Genomic DNA, 18108 nt, shown 5'->3' with positions numbered 1-18108 from the left:
ACCAAATGCCACCAGGAAATTTACACCCTTTATTTGTCCATTTACCCATAGGAATATTGCTGTTAGCTTTCCTTATGGAGTTGTATTATCGCAAAAAACCTCAACCAAAGGACAACGGAACCATTTTGTTCGCCTTGGCAATTGGCGCCATCAGCGCTTTAATATCGGTGATCACAGGATGGTTTTTAGGTGGGAATGGAGGTTATGATGAGCAATTATTGGATTTGCATAGGTGGATAGCCATCGCATTTTCGGTGGGGGCAGCAGTCCTGTTCTTTCTAAAGAGATCCAGGAATAAACAAGCTCAAAAGTCCTATATGCCTGTATTTGTGGTGGTGTTGATTCTGCTTACAGCAACAGGCCATTATGGAGGAAGCCTCACTCATGGAGAGGATTTTTTGTTTGCAGAAAAGTATGAAGACCCGGTCATTGAAAATGTGGAAAAGGCCGCCGTGTATGCTGATATTGTTCAACCCATTTTGCAGCGAAAGTGTGTAAGTTGCCATAACAGCGGCAAAACCAAGGGAGGTTTGTTACTGACTTCGGAAAGCAGTTTGGTTGCAGGGGGAGATTCAGGTGCCTTGTTGGATTCTTTGGAACAAGAGGGAATGAGCCTGCTGATGCATCGCCTCCATTTACCCATGGAAGATGAAGAGCACATGCCGCCCAAAGGGAAAGTGCAGCCTACAGCAGAGGAGGTTATGCTTATGGAATGGTGGATGGAAAACGAGCATTGCTTTGATTGTTTGGTGGAGGATTTACATCACGAAGGAAAGCTGACGACTGCCTTGGAGGCCTTGGAAAAGGACACTTCTACCGAGGCGTTGCTTGCAGAAAAAGTGGATGAGGTTCCCCAAGATTTCATGGACCTCTTGGCGCAGAACAATATTTCTGCTCAACTGATTTCAGAGGAAAAGCCCTTGCTCTTGGTTAATTTTTTACAGCGTAAAAATCTTTCCGAAGCTGATTTTGAATTATTGGAGACTTATAAGGACAATGTGGTGCAGTTAAATTTGGGCTATACTAACATGGACAATGAAATGATCCAGCTGTTGAAGCCCTTCAAAAACTTGATCAAGTTGCAGCTGCAGAACACCCAGATAACCAACGAAGGTCTCAAGGAAATCAAGCGGTTTAAACTGTTGGAATCCCTTAATCTTTTTGGAACTGCCGTGGATGATACAGGACTGGATCAGCTGTCCAAATTATCCAATCTAAAAAAGTTGTTTGTTTGGCAAACCCCAATAACCCCGGAAGGTCTGCTCGCTTTTCAAGAGAAACAAAGGCAGGTGGAAATACAGGGGCAGATTGCGGATAGCGTTTTTGCGGCCAGTACTCTAGGTCCGCCTACAATTATTGCGGAACATGAGGTTTTTAAGGATTCAATCCAAGTTTCCTTGGAGCAGTTTTTTGAGGGAGCCAAAATCTTCTACGTGTTGGAAACGGCTCAAAACGATACCTTACCCAAAGAATATGTGGAGCCTTTTTACATCAACGAGACCGGTAAATTAAGAACATTTGCCACTTTGGATGGTTGGGAACCTAGCTTGGAAAGCTCCATGGATTTTTTGAAGTCCGGGGTGAAAGTGAATCGAATTAGTCTGGCATCCGAACCGCATCCAAAATACGTTTCCAAAGGAGGTAATACCTTGGTGGACTTTTCACGTGGCACTTCAAATTTTGTGGATGGCAAGTGGTTGGGGTTTGAAGCAAAGCATATGACTGCTACCGTGGAATTTAAGGAGCCAACTACCATATCCCATATTGCCGTTGGGAGCCTTTCCATTCCCACAAATTGGATTTTTAGACCCGTCGGTTATACCGTTTGGGGTTCCAAGGATGGGAGCAGTTATACACAACTAAAATCCATAGACCTTCCCCTTGGACAACCTTCAATCAATATAGAACGGTTGATTTATGATATTGAAATCCCACCCACCCAGCTGAAAAAGGTCAAACTATTGGTGAAGAGTCCCCTTAAAAATCCGGACTGGCATCCGGTCCCAGGCGGGAAGAGTTTTATTTTCTTGGATGAATTGGTGTTTAACTAGGGTCTTTTTGCTTCGGTTGGGCATCCAAAACCGTTCGGAATCCTAGATGTTCCAGTCCTGAATCCAAGCTTGTGGCCATCCGGGAGGAAATCCGATAACTGGCACAATAGGAAGCACTGCAAAGGAAGGATCCTCCTTTTATCACCTTTTCAACCGCATATGGATTGATGCTGTTAAACGCCCTGCTTGCTCCTTGGGGATTGCGCTGGGTTTTGCCAGTAGCGGCCTGTTCCTTGTAATAGTTGCTGTTGTACCAATCACTGGTCCATTCCCAGACGTTTCCGGCCATATCATGCAGACCATAACCGTTAGGGGGATAAGACATTACAGGAGCTCTGCGCACATACCCATCACTTTGATCATTGGTACGTGGGAATTCACCTGTCCAGGTATTGGCATTTTTGGATAGGGAATCCACATCATCACCCCAAAAATGAATCCCGTTGCCATTGCCCCCTCTGGCAGCATATTCCCATTCGGCTTCTGTGGGCAATCTTCTGCCGGCCCATTCACAATAGGCAATGGCATCTTCGTAGGCAATATGAACCACGGGCTCGTTATCCTTGCCTTTTATGGAACTTCCAGGGCCATTGGGTTGTTTCCAGTTGGCGCCAATGGTCCATTTCCACCATTGGGAATAATCTTGCAGATTGGTGACCATCCCTTCTCGAAAGACCAAGGAGCCTGGCTGCAAAATGGAATCATGGGGCTTGGGTGTGCCCACCGGAAGTTGCTTTTTCATTTCTTCCCAGTCAATTTTCCGTTCCGCCAAAGTGATATAGCCTGTTTCCTTGGTGAATTTGGCATATTGGGCATTGGTTACTTCGGAAACATCAATAAAAAATCCGTCAACAGCCACGGGATGGCTCGGCTTTTCGTGGCCCATGGCCATGGGATCGTTGGCAACCGCACCTTGATAGAAGTTTCCCCCAGGAATCCAAACCATACCTTTTGGTACCTCAATTCCTTCAGGGATTTTGGTTAAGACTGTAATTGGCGTTTCTTTTTTTACGGGGGGTTGGGTAGCTTCAACGGCTTTCGGGGCAGTTTTTTCCTTACAGCCCATAACTAAAACCCCCACTACTAGGAGGAAGTTAAACGAGAATCGGATTAAATTTCCTTTGTTCATGTTTTGGTCTTTTAAGATTGGCTGTAATGTACTTCGGATAATTCCCTCAAGCTTTTGGCTGCCATTTCTGCAGTAATATCGCGCTGCGGATTTCCAAACATTTCATAACCCACCATAAATTTCTTTACCGTGGCGGATCGTAATAGGGGAGGGTAAAAGGACATGTGGAAATGCCATTCGGGATGCTCTTTGCTATCAGTTGGAGCTTGGTGAATCCCACCGGAATATGGGAAGGATACCTCAAAAAGATTGTCAAACTTTATGGTCAATGCCTTGATGATCGCAGCAAAAGATCGTTCCTCGGAAGCGTTTAGTTGCCCAATATTGGAATAGTGTTTTCTCGGAATGATCATGGCTTCATAGGGCCATATGGCCCAGAAAGGAACCAGGGCTACGAAATCCTCATTTTCAACAACGATTCTTTCTTTGGCCTCCAGCTCTTGTTTTATATAATCCCCCAAAAGGCTCCTTCCATGATCTTGAAAGTATGCTAACTGTGTCGCCGTTTTTTTGCGTGGTTCTTCCGGAATGGATGATTGCGCCCAAATTTGTCCGTGGGGATGGGGATTACTGCATCCCATAATGTCTCCCTTGTTCTCAAATATCTGGACATGGTTGATAGCTTCCATTGCTCCCAGTTCAGCGTATTCTTTTTTCCAAAGTTTGACCACATCGGTAATTCCATCTACCGACATAAGTGGTAAAGTGAGGCTGTGATCAGGTGAAAAACAAATCACCTTACATATCCCTTGTTCCGATGTAGCTTTGAAAAGGCCCTTGTTGTATTCGGTTTGTTCCCCGTCCATTACAATGGCACCAAAATCATTTATAAAGGAAAAAGTGCTTTTGTAGTCTGGATTGATCTCTCCATTGGCCCTGGTGTTGGTAGGGCACAAGTAACAGTTGGGGTCGTATTGTGGTCGCTGGTCAGCAGCTGACTTTTCGGTCTTTCCCTGCCAAGGTCGTTTGGTTCGGTGTGGTGATACCAAAATCCATTCCCCTGTGAGAATATTATACCTCCTGTGCGGTTGTTCGGTCAACATTTTTGACATGCTTAGCTTACAAGTTTTACCCCATCCCCGATGGCAACGGTGAATGGACTTAGTTGAATATTGAATTTTTCGAAATAGGCTTGGGACGCCTTTGAAATAAATGCTTCCACTTGATCTTGCTGAACCAAGTTGATAGTACAGCCTCCAAAACCACCTCCCATCATTCTGGATCCAATGACGCCTTCGAAGCCTTTTGCCAAATCCACAAGAAAATCAAGCTCAGGACAGCTGACTTCATAGAGTTGGCTCAAGCCGGAATGGGATTCAAATAGCTTTTGACCAAAAGTTGTTAAGTCACCGTTTACCAAAGCTTCACTAGCGGCAATCGTCCTTGCATTTTCCTGAACCACATAGCGAATTCTATCAAAAGTCTTGGAAGCTAGACCAGATCCTATCTCATTTACAATTTCCTCTGGAACCTGTGCCAATACTTTTTGCTCTGGATATTTGGCTTGTATGGACTTAAGTCCCGATTCACATTCTTGCCGTCTAAGGTTGTACTCGCTCGTGGCCAAATTATGCGATACATTGGTGTTTAGCAGCACAATGGAATAGGAGTTGAAATCCGCAGGAATGTATTGATAGGATTGATCGTTGCAATCCAAACGAATTAGATTTCCTCTTTTGCCACGGACCACAGCAAACTGATCCATGATACCGCATTTGGTACCTACAAAATGGTGCTCGGCATCCCTGGCCATGGTTATGATTTCGTCATCCGTAAGCCCAATGGAAAACAGCTGGTCAAGTCCTTTCGCAATACCACATTCAAGGGCAGCGGAAGAACTAACCCCTGAACCAATGGGCAGTTCACTTTCCACAATACAATCAAACCCCTCAATTTTATTGGGATGCGCTTGATCAATAAAGTGGACCACACCCAAGAAATAGTTATGCCATTCCTTTTCACTGATTTTGATTTGGTTTAGGTCAAAGTCAAAATGATCATCATAATTTTTGGAGTAGCAATTGCATATGGAGCTATTGTTTTTTCTAAAATGAAGTCTGACTTTCAGATTGATCGCTGCCGGAAGCACTTGGCCGCCATTATAATCCAAATGTTCGCCAATAAGATTGATTCTTCCAGGGGACTCAACAAGTATTTCAGCTTCAAAGTTTTTGTAATCCGACATGGTATGGACAGGATTTTATCGTAATTCTCCAGGGTGATTTTTGCGCGTCTAATTTCCTATTTTTTTTGGTATCGGACATTGATTTATTCTCAAAAAGAAAACCCATTTTGTGATTTTCCATTTGAAACTTGTTGAATTATGCAATTGGATTTGTGTTGTGTTGGCCTTGCAGAAGAAATGATGGCAACAGAAAAAAACAGCCCAATCGGGCTGTTTTAACTTTTGGATGTAAAAAGGATTTCCTTGGTAGACCTTACGAATTGTCCTCTACATCAGCACCGGGAGCATTGCTTTTCACCGATGCAATTCCATTTTCCATGGCAGAAGAGCTGGAATACATTTCACTTGCTCCAATGACCTGACCGTTGGAGGCTTTTAAGTTGAAATAAGGACTTCCATCCTTGGCCGTTTTTCTATCGTATCGATTGTCATCTTGGGAATTTGTTTTAACCGATTCAATCCCATTTTCGCAGGCAGCTTTAGTAGTGTATGCTTCACTACTTAGAATTACTTGCCCGTTGCCTGCTTTTAAGTTGAATCTAAATTGCCCTGATTTGTCTGTTTTAATTTCGAATTTACCCATGGTAGTATTTTTTAATTGTAATAAAACTAAGTTTTTTCTTAAAACTATGCTAATTAGACACAGCAATATTTATAAAGTCACAATTCATCTCTGTTCACCTTTGATTTTCCAGTTATCCAATCTGGGAATGGATAACGTTCATATCACAAAATTCCCTCTAAAATTGAGGTCTTTGCCCAAAGAAAAACATTAGATTTGATACATCCAACCCAATAAAACCAGTGCTAAAATGACCATTGATTCCCATCAACACTTTTGGAATTACAATCCAGAGAAACACGCATGGATTGATGATGAAATGGCCATTATCCGCCGTGATTTTCTTCCAGAACAATTAAAAAAGGTCTATGCAGAGAACGACATCAACGGTTGTGTAGCAGTGCAAGCGGACCAAAGTTTGGAGGAAACGGACTTTTTACTGGACTTGGCTGCTACCCATGAATTTGTAAAAGGAGTTGTCGGTTGGGTGGATTTACGAAGTGTTTCCGTTGAAAAGGAATTGGAGAAATACCAATCCAACCCTTTCCTAAAAGGGTGGAGGCATGTGGTACAGGGGGAGCCTGACCATAATTTCTTGTTACGCCCCAGTTTTACCAGAGGGATATTACTCTTGGAGAAGTACGGTTATACATATGACATCTTGGTTTTCCCCCATCAGTTGGGAGCTGTTTTGGAATTTGTAAAGCAATTTCCCAACCAGCAATTTGTTATTGATCACATTGCAAAACCCTATATCAAAGATGGTTTTTATGATGGATGGGCCGTACTCATGCAAAAGATTGCAGAGCACGGAAACGTGCATTGTAAGCTCTCAGGAATGGTTACCGAAGCCGACTATAAACATTGGGTCCCCGATCAGTTTGATTCGTATATCAATTTGGTTTTGGAGGCTTTCGGTCCGGATCGTGTCATGTTTGGTTCGGATTGGCCAGTTTGTCTCGTGGCTGCCAATTACCAACAAGTGAAGCAATTGGTAACTAACGCCATTGCAGGCTTGAGCCAGTCCGAAAAGGACAAAATAATGGGTGCCAATGCCATGGCATTTTACAACTTGAAATAGCTTGTTTTAGTTGCTTTCTATAACCGCTCCATCTTCACGGTATAGGTCTACTTTGCCATCCAGAAGGAGGGCAAGTACAGTCATTTCTTCATCCAGAACATGGTCAGGGACGTTGATATAGGTGATTCCGGGATAATGGCTCCAGTACACTTTTCCAACAACCTTATGGGACAGTTTTGAACCTTGACCTACCACCCAAATACGGTTGATTTTGTTTTTAAGCCCACGGACCACAACTTCTCCCTTGGGATTACCTTTTACAAAAAGGTAAAGAATGCTTCGGTCTTTGGATAAAGTGGTTGGACCATAAAAATGTTCTTTAGGGATACCGGCAACCGTTCCATAGATGGCCTCTTGATGTTTGTTGGTCCATCTTCCCAAGCCCTTTAAAATATCAACTTGCTCCTTGGGGATGGTTCCATCGGCTTTGGGACCAATATCCAGCAAGAGGTTGCCTCCGTTTGCAATTACATCCGAAAAAATTCCTATGATTTGTCCTGTAGTCTTATAGTCGATGTCGTTTTTTTGAAAGCCCCAGGAGTTGTTCATGGTCATGCACAGTTCCCAAAATTTACTTTTAGGTTTGGTAATGGGCATTCCTTGTTCTGGAGTTGCATAATCGCCTTGATCGCGCAATCGGGAATTTAAAATGGTATTTGGATTTTTGTCCAAGAGCATCTGCCTTACTTTGGGAGCTTCCCATTCCTTGGAGTTATGTTCCCAGTCTCCATCAAACCAATAAAGGTCTGGATTGTAATTCTCGGATAGCTCTTTCAACTGTCCTTGGTAATAGTTCAGGAATTTTTTCCAGCGATTGGGCTCTTCTTCAATTTTATAGCGAATGGAGTCCCGCGTAAAATGGGTATAATCCTCATAGGACCAGTCTGGCAAGGAGTAATAAATTCCAACTTTAAGTTGGTTCTCTCTCAACTCGTTAACAAAGGGGGTCAATACATCTTTTTTGGCTGCGGAACCCTTGACGGCATTCAACTGGCCAAATTTTGTATCCCACAAAGCAAAACCATCATGATGCTTGGAGGTGATAACCGAGTAGCGTGCACCACTTTCCATAATTAGTTGTACCCAAGCTTGTGGATCGTATTTTTTTGCCGAGAATCCTTTGGTTTGTTTTAAGTAATCTTTGTGGGAAATGTACCCATTAAAAAAAGACCAGGACTCATCAATGCCGTCCACGGCATAGAGCCCCCAGTGAATAAAAATTCCAAGCTTGGCATCTTTGAACCATTGCATTTTTTTCTCCTTCCTTGCAAAGGAATCCTGCATTTGGGCGTGCATGGGGAGATAAACCAGTAAGGATATGGCGATAATTAGTTTTTTCATTTTATAGTATTCTATTCACTTTTATTTTCTAGTTATTGGCTTCCAATCTTTCAATTTGTTCGGCAATAAATGCGCCCCACACCTCATAGCCCGCAGGCTGCAAATGAATGCCGTCAGCACTATAATAATTGCTGTCCAGCTTGCCTTCTTCATCACTGAAATTTTTAATCAAATTGAAATAATGAACGGACTTTCCATCTCCGAAGGAACTGATGAGCTCATGAACCTTCTTGTACTTCTTTCTTCTATCCGAGTTTTTATCCAAACCAGTGGGGAGTGGGCCAAAAAGTAGGATGTTGGAGTTGGGTAATTTCTCCCTCAATAATTCAACGTTCAAGCGAATGCCGTCGGCAATTTCCTTTGCGGAGTTATATGGAAAATTGTTTACCCCTATGGCCAGAGTGACAAACTTTGGATTTCCTTCATCGTAATGGCCATTTTTAATTCTCCAGGCGGTATGTTGTGTTCGGTCACCCGAAATACCTGCGCAGACCCAATTTAAGTTTTTAAGGTACTTTTCGGCTGCTGGGAGCCCAGGTTTATAGGTGGTCAGCGTACGGTTTCCACCCCAGCCTTGGGTTATTGAATTACCGATCAGCAATAAATCAAGTTCTCCAGAATTTCTACTTAAAGAGTCAATATCTTGCATTTGGTACCACCAACCTTTACCCTCTTTCCATCCAGCAGCGGAACGGTATTCAGAACCAGGCGAAGGGATGGATGCAAAATTGATTTTTCGGTCAGAGGCTCTCAAGATAAAGTCCACAATCGGAGTTGGATTTTCCAAACCGTGGGGATGATGACCTACATCGGATTTGTAAATCGTTGTAATATCTCCACCTGCAGCTTGAATTTCCTTCTCGAAAATCACTGTATTCTCTTCAACTGGAACTACCTTATCCGCTTCCCCGCAAACATGGAGCATGGGAAACCCTGCTTTGGCGAGGGCTGCAGTTTTATGTATTGGATTTCCACTGAAATTGTCAAGATCCATTTCAGGAGAAATACCGTAAACTTGTTTAAACCTTTCCCAGTCCGAAAGACTCCCATTACCTTTTCCTTTACCTCCAGGCCAACTTGTACCATCCAAAACTGGCGCATCGGCATATACGCAGACCACTTTTTCCGGATTGGCGGCAGCCCAGTTATAGATAATCAATCCGCCGCGACTCATGCCTTCCAAAACTACTTTTTCCGAAAGACCTGCCTGGGTCATAAAATCATAAAAGTCGTTCCAGCGGCTCACAGCTTCTTTGTTTCCAAACAGATTGGACACATCGCAATAGGCAATATGAAAACCTCTTTCCAACAAGGCAATATCTGTTTGGGGTTCGTGGCCCCAAAAACGGGCTCTAAGCACCCATGGTTTTCCATTTACCGTCCGTTTGGGTTGTACAACTTTACAATTCAGATCCTTGTATTTGAAATTGGTCTGTTGAAACCCGTGAAAATTTTCCTTGCTTTCAATTTGAACATCTTGATTTTCTAAAATGTCATAAGCTGATATGGTTTTTTGCACCAGCTGTTCATAAACCCGCTGCGCCATTTTAGTGGCTCCCAATGAGGATGGATGAATCTTATCAGGGAAAATGGATTCGTCCCCAGCAAATATTTGATTTAGGTCCACAACTTCACTTCCTGTTTCATAGGCCACTTTTTGGGTAAGTGGGATGATCTTTTCTTGGATAATGGGATTCCAAATGCTGGTTGAATCCTGAAGGAAAGAGGGTAAAGGTAAGAGCAATACTATTCTTGCATACGGATGTTGGACTTTAAAAGATTCAATCAATTCTTTATAATCTTTTTCAAAATCGGTGTCCAGATACGTTCGGTTTTGAAGCTTGGAGTCATTGGTGCCCAATTTTATGAGAACAATGAGAGGGTTAAAGTCTAAAGCTTCCTGATATTTGCCGGATTCCCAGTACGGGTTATCTCCCTTTTTTAGGAGTGTGGCACCGTTGACCCCGAAATTTTTAACTTGAAATTGTTCTCCCAAAAGACGCTGCAATTGTTTGGGATATGAATTCATCTCCCGATTGACCATTCCTGCGCCATAGGTAATGCTGTTTCCCACACAGGCTATTTTAACGGTCGCTCGGTTAGAAGGGCTTGTATCCTGGCATGACGATATCAGAACTGCAACCAGGGTCAGCCAACAAAAGAGATACTTCATGACTTCAATTTCATTTGGAATCCAGTGATGGTTGGAACGATGGGGTCATGCGGAGCAGGTTCAGGCATTCCCATTTCCTTGGGGCCAGGACCAACAAATTCCGTTTTTCTGGGCTCCAAGGTGATTTTGTCTTTTTCAATTTTCATGAAGGTGAACAAAGATTCCTTATAGGGAATGGTGTATTTGATCCATTTATGCTGCGCGTCAATTTCCTTACTATATCGAATAGTTTGGTAGTCACCGCCCACCCAGCGATAGGATGCACTATTGACCTGTACATAATAAATGCCATTGATTTTGGTCATAAAGTCGGTATGGTGATGACCGCTCAGGCAGCAGAGCACTTTTTGATATCCAGCAGATGCATTGGCCGCTTCCAAAATCTTTTGAATTTCCTTTAGGTTGGCAACTCCACCATCTTCCAATTCCAGGGTTTGATGACTGAAGATAATGGTGGGTTTATCCGTTTTTTCAAGATCTTCCTTAAGCCATCTTTGCTGCTCCTCGCCTATATAGCGATTATAGCCTTCCCAAGGTTTTGGATTGGGATCGTTGCCATCCAGTACAACAAAATGAAGCCCTTTTTTGTCAAAAGAATAATAATTGGAAGGCATGTCCCAAAATGTTCTGGTCTGCTCTTTGGTAAAGCCTAGATCAGTATCATGATTACCCAATACATGGTATTTTGGACCCGAATAGCTGTTCCAAATGGACATGAAATTTAGATTTTGATCCCGAGGAATGCAAAAATCCCCTAGTTGGATAATGAAATCGAGCTTGCGTTGGTTCGCCTCATCCATGAACGCTTGCAGTCGGGCTTCTGCATCATGCATTATATCCTGATGGACATCTGCAATTAGCCCAATCTCAAGGGATTCCTTTTTGAAGCTATGGGGAAATACCTCCAAAGGCAAAATCATGGCCGCGCCCCCCATGGCGGAGAGTTTGATAAAATCCCTTCTGCTTTTATGACTCTTGATTGTTTTGTCCGTTGTGCCCATTTGTTTTTTCTTATTCGATTACAAGCCAGGTGTATCCGTTCGCTGGAATGCTTACCTCAATATTGATTTTATAACCCCTAGTTAGCTGATACGTTTTGAACGACCCTTCCTTTTCCCTAACCTTGGCCGTATCAGTTAGCCCGGTATAGTATGAAGGAAGGTCAATTTTTCTGGTCATATCCTTGTCTGTGGGATTGAATACCATAAGCAAGCCCTTCTCCTTTAATTTAGGATTCACGTGCATAAAACCATCCCAATCCTTTCCCGAAGGACGCCTTAAATGGATGATATCGCTATTCAAAATCTCCCGATAATTCTTATACCAATCAATGACCTTTTTGACTACCTCCTTGGTCTTTGGGGTGTCATACAATCTAGGACCACGGTAACAAGCCTGAACCCCAGAACCATAGTTCTGCATCATATGGCTTTCGTAGGCATCCAAATGTTCATTTAAAGGTTCAAGTGTCGCAGCAGCGCCACCACCATGATATTCCGTCAAGGGAACAAATGTCCAGCACATACTGGGAATGCTTTTCCATAGCCCATCATAAATGTTGCTACGCCCCAATACCAATTGTCTGTTTCTGGGCAAGGACCAATTGACTTCCCTATAACCGATACCCGTTTTGTTGGTTCCTGAATTGAGATAGAAATCGGGGACGTTCATATAAATCCCCTGGGCACGCATCCACTTGTACAATCCTTGGATTTGGGCATACTGTTTCCATTGGGAATCTTCCAATCCATTGTGATGCGCATGTCGGGTTGAAGCGCAAACGTTTCCTGGATAGGATCCGTCATTTTCAAAGACCTGCATCCCCGTTTTGGTAAAGAACTTTTTGATTTTTCTAAAATAATCGTAGCCCCAGTCGCTGCTCAAACAAGGTGATGAACCGAAGATCATACCTCCTCGTTTTCCGGTTTTAGGGTTGATGACATCCACCTCATCACTGATCCATCTACTGGAGAGGAGGGAATAACCTCCGAGTTCCACTCCCTTGGAATTGGCATAGGCTACCAAATCCCTGAATTTTTGGTAATAGGCCTCGGACTCTTTTTCCATATCCAATCCGCTTCCGAAGCTTAAGATAATCATTTCATAACCCACTTCAGCACATTGGTCCACCGCGGTTTTTATCTTTTGTGGATCCGTTGAGGTCAGATGCAAAAAAATGGGATTTTCTGTGGTCCATGGTGAAATGGTCCGATACATTTTTCTTAAGAAAAGCCCCTTGCGTTCCTTGTCAAAACTATCAAACGGGGTTTCCCATACCCTGAAAGTGGTCAGGGTCTCCCCAGGAGGAATGCCTGTGTCCGGTCCCAGCGGCGGTCGTACCTCCAAGACACACGGCAATTGCAGTGGGTAGTTGGTTTGGGAAGTGTATCGGGGATCTACTTCCCAGTAGGTGGTTTTATCCGATGTTTTTTGCTGCATAGCCCCAAAGGCATAATCTGTTTCAATGTGAATATTCGGTTTTTCAAAATGCTTTGGAATATCCACCAAACTTTCGCCTTCAACCATGGCCAATTGTTCCAACTTAAAATGATTCAATTGCACCAACAAATCCCCTTCATTGATGACCTCTATCCATTTACTCAAAGTGGGCAATCCATCGTATAGTGCATAATGGACTTTGACTTTGATATCGTCCTTAACCAAAGTGAACACCAATTCCTTTCCCTTGGGCATATTTGGGTTTGAAGCCCATCGGACGCGTTTCCATTCCAGACGGTCTTCGATTTTTTTTATTTCGAAATCTTGGATTAGAAAGGCATTTGGAGTGGCGGCCAACTGATCAACCCATGTCATTAGGGTGTATGCGTATTCGGGTTGTTTGCTGAGTCCGCCTATGGTATAAGGTTTGCCATCTATGGTCAATACTCCTTCATTGGAAACTGCACGAAGTAAACTTTCACCTGTCATTTGATTGATATAATCAATGGTTGCCAGATTGGGGGATAGGCGAAAAACTCGAGCTACAAGTCCGTTGGACAGAACAATATCTTTGTTGGTGTTGGTGCGATAGATATTGGCCTTGGCATGGGAACTGTCTAGAAGCCAATCGTATTTGGGTTGGGCCAAAGGCGTTTCTATCCGAGGCAGGGCGCTTATCTTCGCCATCAAGCGTTCCTCTAGGGTTTTGTCCATTGTTGGAGCTTCACCAACGTATTCGGTTTCCACAATGATTGGGGCAATCTCAAAATACTCGATGCTTGGATTTGCCCAAACGGCATGGTCACCGCTGGCTCCATCGCCGCCATTTTCAACAATCAATTCCATCATGCCGCCTTTGACTTGGAGATCCACAATTTTAGCTTTATCGCCCATGCGCATCAAACCACTGTTATAGACCTCCTTGCCATTATGAAGCACTTTAAAAATGGCACTGCCTTCATCAACTTTTCCGTTGACACCTTCAAGGCCTACAAACTGTTTGCGGGTATCTGTTACCTGATAAAACATGCGTTTACCATCAGTCAACGGAATGCTTTTGATCGAGCTTGCCGAATAGTCTATCTTGGAATCGTTGATACCGACCTTGGCCGAAAAACTAGATCCATCATACATTTTGATTTTGAGGGAGGAACTGGCATGCACACCAACTCCTTTGTCAAACCCTTCACCAGCTATAGACAATGGTTCACCTGTAACGGATTTGTTTTTTACAGGAGCGCTATAGCTTTGTTGGGCCAGGGTAATTTCCAAGTCACCAACATCAACATGGGATTGGGCATAGATCAAAGGTGCGCCCATCAAAATGAATACTAAAACCTTAAGTGTTTTCATCTCATCCACTTTCGTATTATAGGGAGTTGGTCATAAAGGATTTTGTCCCTTAATCCGCTAATAGCCCAAAAATAGCTTACCCTTATTTTGTTATTCTAAAGGTATAAGCATATAGATCCGTGGGCTTAATCTTGTTGGGATCATATTCTGGCATTACTAGAATCATGTCCTTACCAGCTTGTTTCCAAGTTACTTCTTCCCCAGTGGCGAGCAGTACTACTTTAGCTCCTTTTTTAGGCTTAAAATCCCGTATGGTAAGTTCCTTGCCAGGCCATTTTGGGACTATGGCAAAATAGGCTTCTTGATTTTGCGTAAAAAATGCTTCCTTGACCGCATATCCTTCTTCCGGGTCAACGGTTTGCTTCAAGATAAAATCCCCACCCAAATAATGCTGTTCAGGTTTGTAATTTTGAATACCTTCAGACCATTGAAAAGAGTGCTTCCATGGTCTAGTGCCATAGATGGCCTCGCCATTGGTTTTCAACCATTGTCCAATGTTCAGGAGACGTTCCTGCATGATGGGTGGAATGGAACCGCGCCCATCCGGTCCAATGTCCAACAACAAATTCCCACCGGTACTAACAATGTTGACAAGCATCAAGACCAAGGCTTTGGGAGAGTTGTAATCTTGGGCATCTTCATTTTGGTTATATCCAAAGGAGAAACCCATACCCCTGCATTCCTCCCAGGGTTTGGTAAATTCAGGAGCTTCGGATTCGTATTCCGTGGTAAAATAGCCTCCGTGTATTTTTCGAATCCCTTTTCCCCAACGGTCATTGATTACAATGGAGTTCTTGACGGAGGATTCATTGAAGAGCCAGGCAAGAAATTCCTTGGACTTCCATTTGTCATCTTCCATATCCCATTCTCCGTCCGCCCAAAGCACATCCGGTTCGTATTTTTGCACCAAATCTTTGATTTGGGGGAGGAAGTGCTCGTCTACAAAGCGGGGCTTGTCATTTTGCCACCATGGATGGTACCATTCGTATAAAGAATAGTATAGCCCCATTTTAATGGGCGTTTTTTTGATGGCTGTAGAAAGTTCGCCAACCAAATCCCTTTTGGGGCCTATTTCCATACTGTTCCAGGCAAAACCTCGGTCATTGGCTTGCTCGTTGGGCCATAGGGTGAATCCATCATGATGTTTGGAGGTTAGAACAATGTATTTGGCTCCGGCTTTCTCAAAGAGTTGTGCCCATTCGTCTGGTTCAAATAAATCGGCCTTAAAAAGATCACCAAATTGGTAATAGCTAAAATCCGCTCCATATTTCTTGTTATGGTATTGGGTGACCTCGTCCCCTTTAAAATCCCCATTCCCAAAAAGGGCGGAGCTTTGTAACCAATATTGATACCACTCAGAATAGGTTCCTTTGGGCGACCATGCCGGTACGGAGTAGGGGCCCCAATGGATAAAGATTCCAAATTTGGCATCTTGGAACCAATCGGGAACTGGTCTGGAATCCAGAGATTCCCATGTGGGTTCATAAGGTTTTTGGGCGTGTATTAGCGCCATGCTAAATAAACAAAAGAGTATAAGGACAGTTAGTTTTTTTGAGCTGTTCATATCGATGTTTTAGTCCAGTTCTTTGGAATTATTGGAGTAAATGTTGTAGCAAGTTGTAAAAATAGCGGCCTTAGCCAAGGTTAGCTTCTAGAAATTATGCTTCTGTCGATACTTTTTTTGCTTATTCTAAGAAATAGCAGAGTATGACGGTCTAAAAACTACGGGATTTCTCTTCTTATAATTCTTCTCAATTTTTGACAGAGATTCAAATGAAGAAGCTGAAAAGTACATTTATCAATTTCGATGGTTTCCAGCCAACAATCATAATCCGATAGGTTTTCGGTGTTTCCATTGACAACTTTATATACCATAAAGTCAAAACAGCTTGATTTCATTAGGGTATCCAAGGAATCTTGAAATAGGAATTTGGCTCCTGTATTGACGCCAAGAGCATAGCTGGTTTTGTTTAGAGTTTGGGACAACATAAATTTTGAGTTTATAGGTTAAGTAGTATCTAAATATAATAAAAATCACGCTATTTATGACGTAATGTGAATCAAGGGTTTTCTGGAACTTTCCATTTATGCAGAAAGAGAATTTTATAAAGGAAAGGGAGGCCGTAGCCGTTAGGCTTAAGGAGCTAAGAATCAAAGCTGGGTATACCAGTTATGAAACTTTTGCCATAGAAAATGGCTTGCCACGCAAAAATTACTGGCGTTTGGAGAAGGGAGAAAATTTTACCATCAATACCTTAATCAGAATTCTTAAAATACACGGTATTTCTTTGGGGGATTTTTTCAAAGGGATGTAACTACAATGAAATGATCTCAAAACAAAAAACCCTTCAACAAAGTTGAAGGGTTTTGCGGTCTGGACGGGATGCTTCCACAACAATTTAACTTTTCATTAACATACATTATTCTATTGATTATCAATATTTTAGATGAATGTTGATTTTTATTTTACATCATAAAACACTACTTTTCGTGAAAAATGCAGCACGAATGCAGCACGCTGATGTACAATTATAAGTTTTACATATCTGATAAATCAAACCTTAATGGAACTCATAGTATAAAACTAAGATATTATGAAGATCGTCATGCTCGTGTTCAGATTGATACCGGAATTGAAGTTCCCTTAAAATATTGGAACAAGGAAAAATCATTTCTTAAAAAGTCCAAAGAAGTGGCATCCGAATTTGTTCAACTGACCCAAATGGACAGTTTAGCAAATCAAATAGTTACTTCTTTTCAAAACCAAGGCAAACCACTTTCAAAAAAACTATTCAAAAAACAATTTGAAGAAGGGGAACCATCGGTAAATCAAAAACCACTTCAAGACTTTTTTACCGAGTTTGAAGATTATTTGGAAAGTAAAAAAGGAAAGGTAGTTAAGGATGTTATTAAAGATTACAATTCCCTTAAAAAGCATCTGGAAGGTTTTGAAGAGTTTTCCGGTATTATAATAGACTTTAACGCCTTCGATTATCATTTTTACCAAGAGTGGACGGATTACCTTGCCTATCATGCGCCCTTGAAAAATGGAGGTGTTGGTATGAAAAACAATACCATCGGCAAATTGGTTAAAAACCTAAAAGCATTTCTAAATGATCGAGTGCGAAGAAACCGTATTAAACCCATTGACCTATCTGCATTCAAGGTAGTTCAGGAAGAGGTTGACCATATTTACCTAACCGATGATGAGATACAGGCCATTGCCGATGTCGATTGTAAAGAAGATAAAGAATTGGAAAAGGTAAAAGACTTCTTTGTAATCGGTTGTTTAACCGGACTTCGATTTTCCGATATCTCTAGAATCCGACCTGAGTATTTGGATAGTGAAGGATTTTTGAATATTCGGCAAAAGAAAACTTCTGGCCGAATAGTAGTGCCGCTTCGTAAGCAGGTCAAAGCAATCTTAGATAAATACAGCGGGTATGCCCCTGATATTGATTCTTTTACCTTTAATAGGCGCGTAAAAGAACTGGGCGATTCGGCCAAACTTCACCAGAAAGTTGAAATCGAACATAAACGTGGAACTATCAAAGAGGCACAACTTTTAGAAAAATACAAATTAATAAGTTCCCATACGTGCAGGCGTTCTTTTTGTACCAATGCTTACTTGAATGGCATCGATGTACAGTTGATAATGAAAATTTCAGGGCATAAATCTGAAAAGGCCTTTCGCCGTTATCTGAAAATCTCTAATTATGAAGCTGCCCAAAAATTGAAGGAGGCTTGGGGATTGGATTGAATTAGTCTTAAAGGATTTTCAGCCCGTTTATATG

14 protein-coding genes are annotated in these 18108 nt (G+C 42.4%); 4 read left to right on the top strand and 10 right to left on the bottom strand.

What is annotated here, in order from left to right; translation table 11 throughout:
* Positions 1–5 precede the first annotated feature (5 nt).
* A complete protein-coding gene (locus tag ACRHOZ_RS13095; protein WP_431126327.1) occupies positions 6–2051 on the top strand; it encodes a DUF2231 domain-containing protein in 2046 nt (681 codons plus the stop codon).
* Here ACRHOZ_RS13095 and ACRHOZ_RS13090 read toward each other — a convergent pair.
* From ACRHOZ_RS13090 to ACRHOZ_RS13075, 4 genes are all read right to left on the bottom strand, one after another.
* A complete protein-coding gene (locus ACRHOZ_RS13090; RefSeq protein WP_431126325.1) occupies positions 2044–3180 on the bottom strand; it encodes a formylglycine-generating enzyme family protein in 1137 nt (378 codons plus the stop codon). The genes ACRHOZ_RS13095 and ACRHOZ_RS13090 overlap by 8 nt on opposite strands.
* 11 nt (positions 3181–3191) lie before the next feature.
* Entirely contained in the window at positions 3192–4232 is a 1041-nt protein-coding gene (locus ACRHOZ_RS13085; RefSeq protein WP_431126323.1) for a UDP-glucose--hexose-1-phosphate uridylyltransferase, read from the bottom strand.
* A gap of 2 nt (positions 4233–4234) precedes the next feature.
* On the bottom strand, positions 4235–5365 hold the full coding sequence (gene galK, locus ACRHOZ_RS13080; protein ID WP_431126321.1) for a galactokinase: 1131 nt from the start codon (positions 5363–5365) through the stop codon (positions 4235–4237).
* A 253-nt stretch (positions 5366–5618) separates the two neighbouring features.
* On the bottom strand, positions 5619–5948 hold the full coding sequence (locus tag ACRHOZ_RS13075; RefSeq protein ID WP_420401900.1) for a YegP family protein: 330 nt from the start codon (positions 5946–5948) through the stop codon (positions 5619–5621).
* A 229-nt stretch (positions 5949–6177) separates the two neighbouring features.
* On the opposite strand from ACRHOZ_RS13075, the gene ACRHOZ_RS13070 reads away from it, so the two are divergent.
* A complete protein-coding gene (locus tag ACRHOZ_RS13070; RefSeq protein ID WP_431126319.1) occupies positions 6178–7008 on the top strand; it encodes an amidohydrolase family protein in 831 nt (276 codons plus the stop codon).
* Positions 7009–7014: 6 nt separating this feature from the next.
* On the opposite strand, the gene ACRHOZ_RS13065 is transcribed toward ACRHOZ_RS13070, so the two are convergent.
* From ACRHOZ_RS13065 to ACRHOZ_RS13040, 6 genes are all read right to left on the bottom strand, one after another.
* The gene (locus tag ACRHOZ_RS13065) at positions 7015–8349 is read right to left on the bottom strand and encodes an alpha-L-fucosidase (RefSeq protein WP_431126317.1); all 1335 of its coding nucleotides are present in this window, start codon (positions 8347–8349) and stop codon (positions 7015–7017) included.
* A 28-nt stretch (positions 8350–8377) separates the two neighbouring features.
* Positions 8378–10522, bottom strand: coding sequence for a GDSL-type esterase/lipase family protein (locus tag ACRHOZ_RS13060; protein ID WP_431126315.1), 2145 nt, complete (start codon positions 10520–10522; stop codon positions 8378–8380).
* On the bottom strand, positions 10519–11523 hold the full coding sequence (locus ACRHOZ_RS13055; protein ID WP_431126313.1) for a metallophosphoesterase: 1005 nt from the start codon (positions 11521–11523) through the stop codon (positions 10519–10521). Before ACRHOZ_RS13055 ends, ACRHOZ_RS13060 begins: the two co-directional genes overlap by 4 nt.
* 10 nt (positions 11524–11533) lie before the next feature.
* Positions 11534–14314: an NPCBM/NEW2 domain-containing protein gene (locus tag ACRHOZ_RS13050; RefSeq protein ID WP_431126312.1), complete on the bottom strand. Its 2781-nt coding sequence runs from the start codon at positions 14312–14314 to the stop codon at positions 11534–11536.
* 82 nt (positions 14315–14396) lie between these two features.
* The gene (locus ACRHOZ_RS13045) at positions 14397–15827 is read right to left on the bottom strand and encodes an alpha-L-fucosidase (protein ID WP_431126310.1); all 1431 of its coding nucleotides are present in this window, start codon (positions 15825–15827) and stop codon (positions 14397–14399) included.
* 209 nt (positions 15828–16036) lie between these two features.
* Positions 16037–16303 (bottom strand): hypothetical protein, encoded by a 267-nt coding sequence (locus ACRHOZ_RS13040; protein WP_431126308.1) that lies wholly within the window; start codon positions 16301–16303, stop codon positions 16037–16039.
* A gap of 98 nt (positions 16304–16401) precedes the next feature.
* On the opposite strand from ACRHOZ_RS13040, the gene ACRHOZ_RS13035 reads away from it, so the two are divergent.
* Positions 16402–16629, top strand: a complete 228-nt coding sequence (locus tag ACRHOZ_RS13035) for a helix-turn-helix domain-containing protein (RefSeq protein WP_431126306.1) — start codon at positions 16402–16404, stop codon at positions 16627–16629.
* 182 nt (positions 16630–16811) lie between these two features.
* Positions 16812–18074 carry a tyrosine-type recombinase/integrase gene (locus ACRHOZ_RS13030; RefSeq protein ID WP_431126304.1) on the top strand — a complete coding sequence of 421 codons (1263 nt, stop codon included), beginning with the start codon at positions 16812–16814 and terminating at the stop codon, positions 18072–18074.
* Positions 18075–18108: the final 34 nt, after the last annotated feature.

It is taken from the genome of Flagellimonas flava (genome assembly GCF_050617915.1).
Taxonomy (GTDB): Bacteria; Bacteroidota; Bacteroidia; order Flavobacteriales; family Flavobacteriaceae; genus Flagellimonas; species Flagellimonas flava_A.
The sequence above is the reverse complement of the archived record's forward strand: the minus strand, read 5'-3'. Positions and strand labels throughout refer to the sequence as shown.

Bases quoted from the DNA above. Each gene is read 5' to 3' on its own strand.
- ACRHOZ_RS13095 (WP_431126327.1), top strand. From the start codon at position 6: ATGCCACCAGGAAATTTACACCCTTTATTTGTCCATTTACCCATAGGA.
- ACRHOZ_RS13085 (WP_431126323.1), bottom strand. From the start codon at position 4,232: ATGTCAAAAATGTTGACCGAACAACCGCACAGGAGGTATAATATTCTC.
- ACRHOZ_RS13060 (WP_431126315.1), bottom strand. From the start codon at position 10,522: ATGAAGTATCTCTTTTGTTGGCTGACCCTGGTTGCAGTTCTGATATCG.
- ACRHOZ_RS13040 (WP_431126308.1), bottom strand. From the start codon at position 16,303: ATGTTGTCCCAAACTCTAAACAAAACCAGCTATGCTCTTGGCGTCAAT.
- ACRHOZ_RS13030 (WP_431126304.1), top strand. From the start codon at position 16,812: ATGCAGCACGAATGCAGCACGCTGATGTACAATTATAAGTTTTACATA.
- ACRHOZ_RS13075 (WP_420401900.1), bottom strand. From the start codon at position 5,948: ATGGGTAAATTCGAAATTAAAACAGACAAATCAGGGCAATTTAGATTC.
- ACRHOZ_RS13070 (WP_431126319.1), top strand. From the start codon at position 6,178: ATGACCATTGATTCCCATCAACACTTTTGGAATTACAATCCAGAGAAA.
- ACRHOZ_RS13045 (WP_431126310.1), bottom strand. From the start codon at position 15,827: ATGGCGCTAATACACGCCCAAAAACCTTATGAACCCACATGGGAATCT.
- ACRHOZ_RS13050 (WP_431126312.1), bottom strand. From the start codon at position 14,314: ATGAAAACACTTAAGGTTTTAGTATTCATTTTGATGGGCGCACCTTTG.
- ACRHOZ_RS13035 (WP_431126306.1), top strand. From the start codon at position 16,402: ATGCAGAAAGAGAATTTTATAAAGGAAAGGGAGGCCGTAGCCGTTAGG.
- ACRHOZ_RS13055 (WP_431126313.1), bottom strand. From the start codon at position 11,523: ATGGGCACAACGGACAAAACAATCAAGAGTCATAAAAGCAGAAGGGAT.
- ACRHOZ_RS13065 (WP_431126317.1), bottom strand. From the start codon at position 8,349: ATGAAAAAACTAATTATCGCCATATCCTTACTGGTTTATCTCCCCATG.
- galK (WP_431126321.1), bottom strand. From the start codon at position 5,365: ATGTCGGATTACAAAAACTTTGAAGCTGAAATACTTGTTGAGTCCCCT.
- ACRHOZ_RS13090 (WP_431126325.1), bottom strand. From the start codon at position 3,180: ATGAACAAAGGAAATTTAATCCGATTCTCGTTTAACTTCCTCCTAGTA.